We start from the raw sequence: 11528 nt of genomic DNA on the forward strand, positions 1-11528 counted from the left end.
CTTGCGACAGTACTGACCAGGACCTCAAGTGGCCAGAATGAAGTCTGAGGCCGAGACGGTGTTTGGATCGCCCACACCTACCAGGGTGATGGAGCCAGCACCGAAGTTGAGCAACGTATCCGCACCGAGATCAACGAGGTTGACACTGCTGCCAAAGGTCGCAGCCGTGATGTTGAGCGCGGTGAAATTGAGCAGATCCTGACCTCCCGCCGCGTTGGCATCGAAGCCGATGATCCGATCGTTGTCGAAGCCCGCTGCGAACACGAAGACATCGTCGCCAGCAGTGGCAACCAACGTGTCGTTGCCAGCACCGCCGGCAACACTATCGTTACCGGCACCGCCATTGATGACGTCGTTGCCGGCACCACCCAGCAATGTGTCGTTGCCGGCGCCGCCGTTGAGGGCGTCATTACCCACCCCACCGGTGATGACGTTGTTCGACGCGTTGCCGGTGCCAACGAAGTTGCCGACGCCGGTGTAGAGCAGATGCTCGGCATTGACACCCAGTGTGTAACTGGACAACGACGTCTGTACCGAATCCGCACCGCTACCCGCCAACTCGCCCACCAGGTCCCCGGCTGAATCGACGCGGAAGGTATCGTTGCCGGCTCCGCCGACCATCGCGTCATTACCCGCACCGCCAGTCAGGACATCGTTGCCGGCGCCACCCACCAAGGTGTCGTTGCCGTCACCGCCGTTGAGGGTGTCATTACCCACCCCACCAGTCATGACGTTATTCGACGCGTTGCCGTTGCCGACGAAATTGCCGGTTCCGAGGTAGAGCAGATGCTCGACATTGGTGCCCAGTGTGTAGCTTGCCAGCGTGGTCTGTACGGAATCCGCACCCTCACCCGCCAACTCGACCACCAGATCCCCGGCTGAGTCGACGCGGAAGGTATCGTTGCCGGCTCCGCCGACCATCGCGTCATTACCCGCACCGCCAGTCAGGACATCGTTGCCGGCGCCACCCACCAAGGTGTCGTTGCCGTCACCGCCGTTGAGGGTGTCATTACCCACCCCACCAGTCATGACGTTATTCGACGCGTTGCCGTTGCCGACGAAATTGCCGGTTCCGAGGTAGAGCAGATGCTCGACATTGGCGCCCAGTGTGTAGCTGGCCAGCGTCGTCTGTACGGAATCCGCACCCTCACCCGCCGCCTCGCCCACCAGGTCCCCGGCTGAATCGACGCGGAAGGTATCGTTGCCGGCTCCGCCGACCATCGCGTCATTACCCGCACCGCCAATGAGAACGTCATTGCCGGCGCCACCCATCAATGTGTCGTTGCCATCACCGCCGTTGAGGGTGTCATTAGCCGCCCCACCGGTGATGACGTTGTTCAACGCATTGCCGGTGCCGGCGAAGTTGGCCGCTCCAAGGTAGAGCAGATGCTCGACGTTGGCGCCCAGTGTAAAGCTGGCCAGCGAGGTCTGTATGGAGTCCTGACCCTCACCCGTCAACTCGACCAGCACGTCGCCGGCTGAATCGATGCGGTAGGTATCGTTGCCGATTCCGCCCAGCATCTGGTCATTACCCGCTCCGCCATCGAGCACGTCGTTGCCTTCCTCGCCATTGAGGAAGTCGTCGCCGTCCCCGCCATTAAGAACGTCGTCGCCAGTGCCGCCAAACAACTGGTCGACACCGCCCAGGCCATTGAGCGTATCGTTCCCGCCCAGGCCAAACAGCACATCGCTACCCGCGGTACCGTTGAGGGTGTTCGCCAAGGCGTCGCCCGTTTGCACCGCCCCCAGCAGCACTACCAGCGCCGTCGCCGCAGAGGTCACCGATTCCAGTGTGCCGAAGCCATCGGTGTAGCGCGCGATCACCCGGATTTGCTGGTTGATCTGCGCCGCGCCAGGAGTGAAGTTCACGCCCGTTGCGCCAGCGATGTTGGTGAAGGTAGTCCCGGTACCTTGCTGCCATTGATAGCTGAATGTGCCCAACCCGTCCGGATCGGCAATCCCGGCCGTCAGCGCGGTCAGCACCTGCCCTTGAGTCGGTGTCGTATCACTGACCAGCAATGCGCCTGTCGGTGCATCGTTGACGTTGCCCACCGGCGCCGTGGCGTCGGACGCAACGCTTTCGGCCGCACCGAAGTCATCCACGTAACTGACCACCACGCGCACCTGATCGCCGACCTGAGCCTGGCCAAGCGTGAACGTACTGGCGGTGGCTCCCACGATGTCGACGAAGGTGACCCCATTGGTCTCCTGCCACTGGAAGGTGAACTGCGGATTGCTGAGGCCATCGACGTCGACGATGGTCGACAGGTCGGCGGTCAACACCTGGTTCTGCACCGGAAGCCCGAGGATCCCCGGCCCAGCGGTCGGTGCGTTGTTCCCCGACGAGTCGACGAACTCCAGCGTACTATTGCCATCCTGATACACCGCGCGAACGCGGATGTTCAGACCGGCGACATCATCCGCCACCCGATAGGTGGTGCCCGTCGCCCGCGATGCCTCACCGGCGGCGATAACGGTGATGTCTTCAAAGACGCCCGAACCCGGGATGTTTTCGACCTGCCAGTAGTAAGACACGGGACCGGTAACCGCGCCGGTCGGATTGGCCGCACTGACGCTGTCCGCGTCGCGTATCGACTGACTGCTGACGCGCAGCAGTTGGCCGGCGACAGGAGTCTCTTCACGCGCACCAGTGGTAGCATCGAGGATCGCCAGACGCCCCACAGGAGCACTGTTCAAGACGGTGCCAACACCGGAGGCCTGCGCCTGGTCAGCGAACTGCAGGCGCTCGATGCCCGTCAGGCGATCGACGCCATCACGCCCGGCCACCAGGTCGGTCACGATGACGGCGTTGCCTTCGACAGCGACCGTGTACTCCGACGCATTACCGGAATACAACGCAGTATCGAAGTTGTCAGTGCCGGTCAGAATCTCCCGCACGATGACCAGTTGGCCCGGGTTGTAGGTACCGTTGAGCATGAACGGCACCAACGGTTCCATGCTGTCGAACGTGGCGATTTCCGCGCCGGTGCCATCAGCGTTTGCCCGTACGCTGATGCGTACGTTCAGCCACTTGTCACCGTCGATGATGTCGTCACCACCGCGACCTTCGATGAGGTCGCTGCCGCTGCCACCGAGGATGATGTTACCGCCGTCGAAGAACGTCGCTCCGGCTGGCAGCAGAGCCGCCAGACCGTTGATCAGGCTGATGTTGGTCAGCACACTGCCGGTTGCACCCGCGGTAGGTAGCGATGTCGCATCTGTGCTATCGCCGCGCAGGAAGTCACCGTGGGACGAGCCCGACAGACCTTCCATGATGTCGAAACGCACCAGCGCCGAGGCTCCTGAACCCGGCATCGGTGGCACATCGAAGAAGCGGTCGCTGAAATCGACGCTCACGCCTTGGGCCAGCCCCTTGAAGGTCGCCCAGTCATAGCCCGAGCCGCCGATATAGCGATCACCGAAGCCGAGACTGCCGACCATGATGTCGTCACCGCCTTCGCCGTTGAACTTATCGTTCTCGCTGGCGCCGATGTAGACATCGTGACCGATGACCGGGTCGTTGCCCAGCGGATCGAAGTTGTCGCCAGGCGCACCGTCCGAGGTGCCCTTCTCGATCCAGTCGTCGCCTTCGTTACCCATGTCCTGTTCGTTGGCTTTGCTGCCCAGGATAAAGTCATTGCCCTGGCCACCAATGGCCTCGGAGGCGTCCTCACCGGTAATGATGAAGTCGTTGCCGAACCCGCCAATGAGCAGGTTGACGCCGTTGCCTCCGTGCAGCACGTCATTGCCGTCGCCACCCTGGAGGTTATCGTCGCCGCCGGTGTCGGTAATGATGTCGTCGCCGGCGCCACCGCGCAGCTGGTCGTTGCCGGCACCGCCGTCGATGCGATCGTTGCCGCCATCACCCCAGACCGTGTCATCGCCTTCACTGGAGATGAGGATGTCTGCGTTGTCGGTGCCACCCAGCACGATGTGCTCGTCACCTGTGTACTTGATGTAGTTGGTGTCCGCCCCCACGGTCAGCGGGTTGTCGCGGAACACCACCTGCTCGCCGTTCGGGCCGAGCGGATCGACGGAGAGCAGACCTTCGTTGAATTGCCTGCCCTGGTCCACTTCCAGATAGAACCCCGGATCCGAGAACACCAGGCCCGGCAAGTGAGTGGCCGAGGTGTTGGCCATGATCAGCTTGGCGAACGAGTTGCTTTCAAGCTCGGCATTCATCGTCAGGCCAGCGGTACGCTCCAGGTAGTAGAAGCGGTCGCCGTCCTGCAGTTTTTCCAGCTGGTTCTCGAACACGAAGTTGAAGGTCGAGCCGAGCATGCCGCCGAACGGGGTTTTCTGTTCGGCCAGGCCGCCGATCCAGAGGTCGATGGCATCGACGCCCGTGATCGTCACGTTCCTCAGGTCGTCGGCAGTACCCAGTACCCCATCGCTGCCGGCCAGCGTTACGTTGGCAAAAGCACCGGTGCTGTTGAGGAAGTCCAGGCGGTCAGCCGGCGCCCCCACACCACCGAATACCAGCGCCAGAGCTGCAGCGCGTTTGCCTTCCAGCGTGGTCGCCGCCGTGATCGTGTCATGCGTGCCATAGGCCGCGATGAAGTTGATCAACGACTCCGGATGTTTGAGGTACTGCACCAGATCGACCCAGCTGGTGTACGGCTTGAGTTGGGTATCACCGGTCTGGCTGTAGATGTCGCGGCGGATCGCGTTGAGTGAGGGAATCCCCACGTCGCGGCCACGGGCGATGTTGATCGCCGGCAGGTCGAGCGGCAGGCCGAGCAGGTTATTGCGCAGCGCCTCGGTGACGAACTCGTCGATTTCGTTACCGGCTTGCCGAGTCACCCCACGTATGATCGCACTGGTCGCATCCTCTGGCGACACGCCACTGGCGGCGTACGCCAACGGGTTGAGGAACGCCGCGATCAGGCCCAACTGCTGAGTAGGATCAGCACTGTTCGGATCGCTCACCACGTTGAAGTCGATATCGTAGCGATCGACGGTCTCGGTCAGCATCGAGTGGCCAAACCGGTACACGGTGTGGGCGAACTCGGCGACGATCGAGGCATCGAGGTCGACGTCGTAGACCTGGGTCGGTGCGAAGAACAGGTCGATGTTGGGCTGGATGGTCCGCGCAAACTCCTCGAACACCAGGTGCTGGTACTGCATCTCAGTACCGAACTTGGCAGCCTGGAACAAGCGCTCGCCATTCCACAGCAGCGCATCGAACTCGGCCTGGGTGGTTGGCAATGCAGCCACCGGAGTGAGCAGCCACTCGTTGAGGAAGGCCACGTCACCCGAATCGAGCACGGTGTCCTTGGTTTGCTGGACCAGACGGTTGTGCTCGGAGTGGAAGATCGCATGCACCGCGGTCAGGCCGATGTTTTCGTTGACCCGGCCGTCGCCAGCCATGTAGTGAGCGTCGAGCAGTTCGTTGTCATAGGTCAGGTTGTTGCCCCCCGGGCCAACGGGCTGCGCATTGCCGACAGCGGTGTCGGCATCCGCCTGCAGAACCCCGCCGACGATTACCGGCACGGCATTGTGGGCGATGTCGACGAGGAACTGGTGACCGGTGCGCACAGCATTGGTCAGGTCAAGTGGAGCAAGCGGATTGCCTTCGACAAGGACGTCATCCGCCGTGCCACCAATACCGTCATCCCCTGTCATCACCACCATCGGGAAGCCGTTCGGCCCCTTGATGAAGTTGCCATAGGCGTCAGTCGCCAACAGCGGGGCGTTGTCGACATCGGCATCGGTAAGGTTGATACCCAGGATGTCGCGGGCTTGCGCCTTGACCACCTTCCAGGTCGCCATGCCACCAATTTCGACGTCGTCCACGGTACCAAACGTGCCATCCACACCCAGATCACGGTTGGTGATCAGCCTGCCGGTCGCTACGGGGCCGCTGTCGGTCATCTGATAAGCGCGCAGGAACACCTGGTGCGACGGATGCGAGCTATAGGTCTGGTTCTGGTCCACGAACGGCGAGGTGGTGTTGGTGTGTTCATGGATGTCGTCGGCGGTGCCAAGAACGCCATCCGCCCCTGGCAGGTTGGTCGCCCGGGTCAGGACCATGAAGTTCGTCGGGCTACCTGGAACAAAGAGTGGATCATCCGGCTGAAGCGGAATGAAGACGGTGCCCGAACCACCTTTGGTGACCAGGTCCAGACCATGATCGAAGAACTGCCCGAAGAACGTCATCCAGGCGTTGAACGGCGCGGACAATCCCGCATCTGCCGTGGTGTTCTCGAAAAAGTACACATCGTGATCATCGGCAGTACCGAACTGACCATCCAGCCCGGGGCTGGCAACAATCTGTACGCCTTCCTTGAGCACGTCGTCGTTACCCACCGCGCCGAAGTTGAGCACACCGTCCAGGCCCGGGTCGAAAGCCGTGGCATAGGCCGCCGGGTTGTTCGCCGTCTGGTCGACGATCAGGTTACTGATGGTGCGCGGCTGCGAGTCAATCACAAGGCCGCTGTTCTGCGTATACGACGTTCCCCCTTCCGCCGGATTGAAGACCGGATCGGTCAAGCGTGGAAAGACGTTATCGGCGGCACCAAACTCGGTGTTGTTAATGCCGTTGAGGTTCATCAGGTTGTTGTTTGACCCGTCGACCGTACGCAGGCCCAGCGGCGCGCGGATATTCGGGATCAGCGAGAGGATGTCCTGACCGGCCGCATCCGCCTCGGCAATCTTGATCTGGTCAAGAATGAAGTTGAGGTCGGAGCGGACCATATGCAGGCCTGCGCCACCCGCAGTGGCATCGACAACAGGTACCTGCGCCGTTGGCGTAACCGGTGCACCGGCAACGATCGCAGCCGTCGGCGTGGAGAACAGGATCTCCGTGGTACCGTGACCGTCCTGATAGATCGCCTTGACCCGCAACGACAACCCGGCGAGGTCAGGAGAGACCTTGAACGCAGTGCCGTCGGCACTCTGGAACGCCAGGTCGCCTGCCGGCAACAGGATGATGTCCTCGAATACGCCAGTGCCTGGATCGGCCTCGAACTGCCAGACGTAGGATACCGAGGAGTTGGTGATCAACCCCTGCGGATTACCCGCCGCGACGTTGTCGTCATCGGTCACCCCGGCAACACTGACAGTCAGTATATCGCCCACCGTGATCGCGCCGCCGTTGCCATCCGCAACAGTCGGACTGCCATCCGGTTGGGCATTGAGCCCCGCCACCAGCACTTGCTGGTTATCGGCGAACTGCAGGCGTTCGATATTCAGCAGGGTATCGGTGCCGTCGCGACCCACCACGCTATCTGCCACTGTCCAGACATCGTCCGTCACATCGTCCGTGCCACGGTCGTCGACAGTCACCGCATACTCGGCTTCAAGCCCGGAGAAAATGGCGGTGTCGAAGGCCGCCCCGCCAGTCGAGGTGCCGGGCATGACTTCCCGCACGGCCTTGAGCTGACCAGGGTTATAGGTGCGGTCCAGCATGAGCGGGATCATATCGACCATGCTGTCGAAGGAGGCGATTTCGGGGCCGACATGGTTGACGTCAGCCGGGTCATAAACGGCAATCCTGACGTTGATCCATTTGTCGCCGTCGATCAGGTCATCGCCACCGCGGCCCTCGATCAGGTCGCTGCCATCACCGCCGAGGATGATGTTGCCAGTGGCAAAGCCGGTGACCGGCAGACCGGCATCGGCCAGGAACTGGTCCAGTCCGCGGATCAATGCGACATTGGTCAGCGCACTGCCCGTGGTACCACCGTGGTTGATGATGGTGTCCGCATTGACATTATCGCCCCTGAGCACATCGCCGAAGCTCGAACCGGACAAGCCCTCGACCTCGGCAAAACGGTCAAGAATCGAGGCAGGCGAGGCACCGACCGGATTAAATACGCCGGCATTCTGGTTTGGCGTGTTGCCGTGGGGCTGCGCCAGCGCGGCCATGCTCAGGTCGGCGGTCACGCCGACTCTGTCGTTCTTGTAGGTCACCCAGTCGAAGCCGGACATGCCGTCCATCTTGTCCTGGGCATCGCTGCCAACGAAGATGTCATCGCCACCCTCGCCGAGCATTTCGTCGAAGCCGCCACCACCAGTAAAGATGTCGTTGCCGATCACATCGTCATTGAGCAACGGCGAGGCGTTATCGCCAGGCGCACCGTCCTGGGTGCCCTTTTCGATCCAGTCATCACCTTCACCACCGGTAGCCGGCAGGTTGGTCTTGGCACCCAGGATGAAGTCGTCACCCTGACCGCCGAAGGTCAGGGAGATGTCTTCAGTGGTGATGATGAAGTCCTGGCCATCGCCACCCAGGATCAGGTTGCCACCAACCAGCATGCTGCCAGCCACGATCACATCGTTACCGTCGTTACCTTCCAGACGGTTGTCACCGAACGAGTCGCTGATGATGTCATCGCCCGCGCCGCCCAGTACCGCATCGTTACCGGCACCGCCTTCGAGGAGGTCGTTACCGGCGTCGCCGTAAAGGGTGTCATCGCCTTCACCGGAAATGATGATGTCATTGCCAGCGGTGCCGCCCATGACGATATGGTCTTCACCGGTGTACTTCAGATAATTGGCGTCCGGCCCCACGGTGTCGGGGTTATCGCGAATCACCAGCGACACGACTTCCACGCCGTTGATCATGATGCCGCCGGTCGGATCGGCGCGGCCGTCCACGCCAAGGCCGGTGAACTGAGCGGTCGGATCCACCTCGAGGGTGAACGTCGGCGTCAGGAACACGGTATTCGACAGGTGGGTGACATCGGTGTTGAGCATGATCAGCTTGGCAAAGGAGTTGTTTTCCAACTCGGTGCCGAAGTTCAGGCCCGCGGTACGCGACAGATAGTAGAAGCGGTCGCCGTTCTGCAACGCCTCCATCTGGGTTTCAAACACGAAGTTGAAGGTCGAGCCGAGCATGCCGCCGAACGGCATCTTCTGTTCGGCGAGGCCACCGACCCAGAAGTCGATGTCGTCGACACCCGTGACCGTCACACCGGTCAGGTCGTCCGCAGTACCCAGTACCCCATCTGCGCCGGCCTGCGTTACGTTGGCGTAGGCACCGGTGCTGTTGAGGAAGTCCAGGCGGTCAGCCGGCGAACCCACACCACCCAATACCAGCGCCAGGGCTGCAGCGCGTTTGTCTGCCAGTGTGAGCGCCGCCGTGATCGTGCTATGCGTACCATAGGCCGCGATGAAGTTGACCAGCGACTCGGGGTGCTTGAGGCTGTCTGCCAGGTCAGCCCAGCTGATATACGGCTTGAGTTGGCTGTCACCGGTTGATGCGTAGAACTCCCGGCGTGCCTCATTCAAGGTGGGGATGCCCGTGTCGCGACCACGTGCCAGGTTCAGGGCCGGCAAATCGAGCGGCAGACCGAGCAGGTTGTTGCGCAACGCTTCGGTGACGAACTCATCGATTTCGTTGCCGACCTGGCGGGTTACACCGCGAATGATCGCCCCTGCCGCCTGGTCCGCAGTCAACCCGCTGCTGGCGAACGCCAGAGGGTTGAGGAAGGCCGCGATCAGACCCAGTTGCGAGTCCGGGTTGGTCGGGTCAGTGAGCAGCGGATTGAATGCGGGATCGAAGCGATCGACAGTTTCGGTCAACATCGAGTGACCGAAGCGGTACACCACGTGGGCGAACTCGGCGAGGATTGCCGGATTGATCGAGGTGTCATACCCGCTGGGTGCAAGGAATTCGTCGATCTGCGGCTGAATGGTCCGCCCGAACTCTTCGAACACCAGGTGTTGGTACTGCATTTCGGTGCCGAACTTGGCGGCCTGGAACAGGCGTTCGCCATCCCACACCAATGCCGCAATCTCGGCAGGTGTAGTCGGAATTGCAGCCACGTCGTCCACCAGCCACTCATTGAGGAAGGCCAGGTCGCCGGAGGCAATGATGGTGTCCTTGGATTGCTGGACCAGGCGGTTGTGCTCGGAGTGGAACACGTGGTGCACGGTGGTCAGGCCAATGTTCTCGTTCGCCCGGCCATCACCGGCAATATAGTGGGCATCGAGCAGTTCATTGTCATAGGTCAGGTTGTTGCCGCCAGGGCCAACAGGCTGCGCATTGCCGATAGCGATGTCAGCATCCGCCTGCAGAACCCCGCCGACGACTACCGGCGCGGCATTGTGGGCGATGTCGTCGAGGAAACCATGCCCGGTGCTCACGGCACTGGCCAGACTGATGGGAGCTGCCAGGTTGCCTTCGACCAGTTGAGTGACGTCATCAGCCGTCCCGGCGATGCCGTCAGCACCGTTACTGATGCGAATCACCACCTGCGGCATGCCGTTCGGCCCGCGGATGAAGTTGCCGTACGCATCGGTTGCCAGCAATGGCACGTTGTGCACATCGGCGTCAGTCAGGTTGATGCCCAGAATGTCACGGGCCTGGGCCTTGACCACTGCCCAGGTCGCCATGCCGCCATTTTCGCCGTCGCCATCATCGGCCGTGCCGAACCGGCCATCCGGGCCGAGGTCGCGATTGGTAATCAAGCGTCCCGTTGCAACAGGATCGCCTGCCGCGTTGAGTACGTATTCACGCAGGAACACCTGATGCGACGGGTGCGAGCTGTAGGTCTGGCTCTGGTCGACGAACGGCGAGGTGGTATTGGTCTGGCCATCATCGGCCGTGCCGACTACGCCGTCCGCGCCGGCAGTATGCACTGCACGCGACAGCACCATGAAGTTGGTCGGGCTGCCCGGTACGAACAGCGGATCGTCCGCCTGCAGCGGAATGAACACGACGTCGGTAGTGCTCTTGGTGACCAGGTCGAGACCGTGGTCGAAGAACTGGCCGAAGAAGGTCATCCACGAGTTGAAGCTGGCGGTGAGGCCGACGTCCGGCGACACGTTGGGCATGAAGAACACGTCCTTGTCATCAGCCGTGCCGAACACTCCATCCAGTCCGGGGCTGGTGACTATCTGTACGCCATCCTTGAGTACGTCGTCATTACCCACAGTGCCGAAGTTGAGCACACCATCCAGGCCCGGGTCGAACGCTGAGGCATAGGCCGCCGGGTTGTTGGCGGTCTGGTCGACGACCAGGTTACTGATAATTCGTGGTTGCGGGTCGATCACCGTCCCTGTTCCGGCGTATGCCGCCGATAGGAAGGAAGGATCGAGCAGGCGCGGGAAGGCACTGTCCGCGGCGCCAAACTCACTCTGGCCGGTGACCAGGTTGTTAAAGCTGCCATCGACGGTACGCAGGCCGAACGGCACCTGGGTATTGGGAAGCAAATCAATGAGGCTGGCGCCGTCGGCGTTCGCTTCTGCGATAAAGATTTGCTTGAGAATGAACTCCAGGTCCGACTTGCTGAAATTGGCCATTTTGAATTGCCCTCGATATGTCTGGGTAAAGGCACGGGACGAGAAAATCCTCCCGCGCCAAGTCAAGTGCTGGCTTGCGCAGTTTGTTGGTTATGTTTTTTTGCGAGAGCTGGCGTTACCCGGGACCCGGGATTCGCGCCTGGAATTCGCGATATGAATTGCTCGCCGGGCGATCAGGCAGAGCGGATTCGAGCCCTGGGCGGGCCATGGAATCTGGAAGTGAAGGCAAACGTCCTGGAAAGCCCCTTCCCTCTGCAAAAGAACGAAATGATCGACAT

At 61.5% G+C, this 11528-nt stretch carries 1 protein-coding gene; it reads right to left on the minus strand.

The window, feature by feature from the left end:
- Nucleotides 1-24 precede the first annotated feature (24 nt).
- Complete coding sequence (locus tag AC3IP0_RS18805; RefSeq protein ID WP_489325616.1) at nt 25-11250, minus strand: peroxidase family protein; 11226 nt, start codon at nt 11248-11250, stop codon at nt 25-27.
- Nucleotides 11251-11528 lie beyond the last annotated feature (278 nt).

It is taken from the genome of Pseudomonas sp. GL_103 (assembly GCF_057835175.1).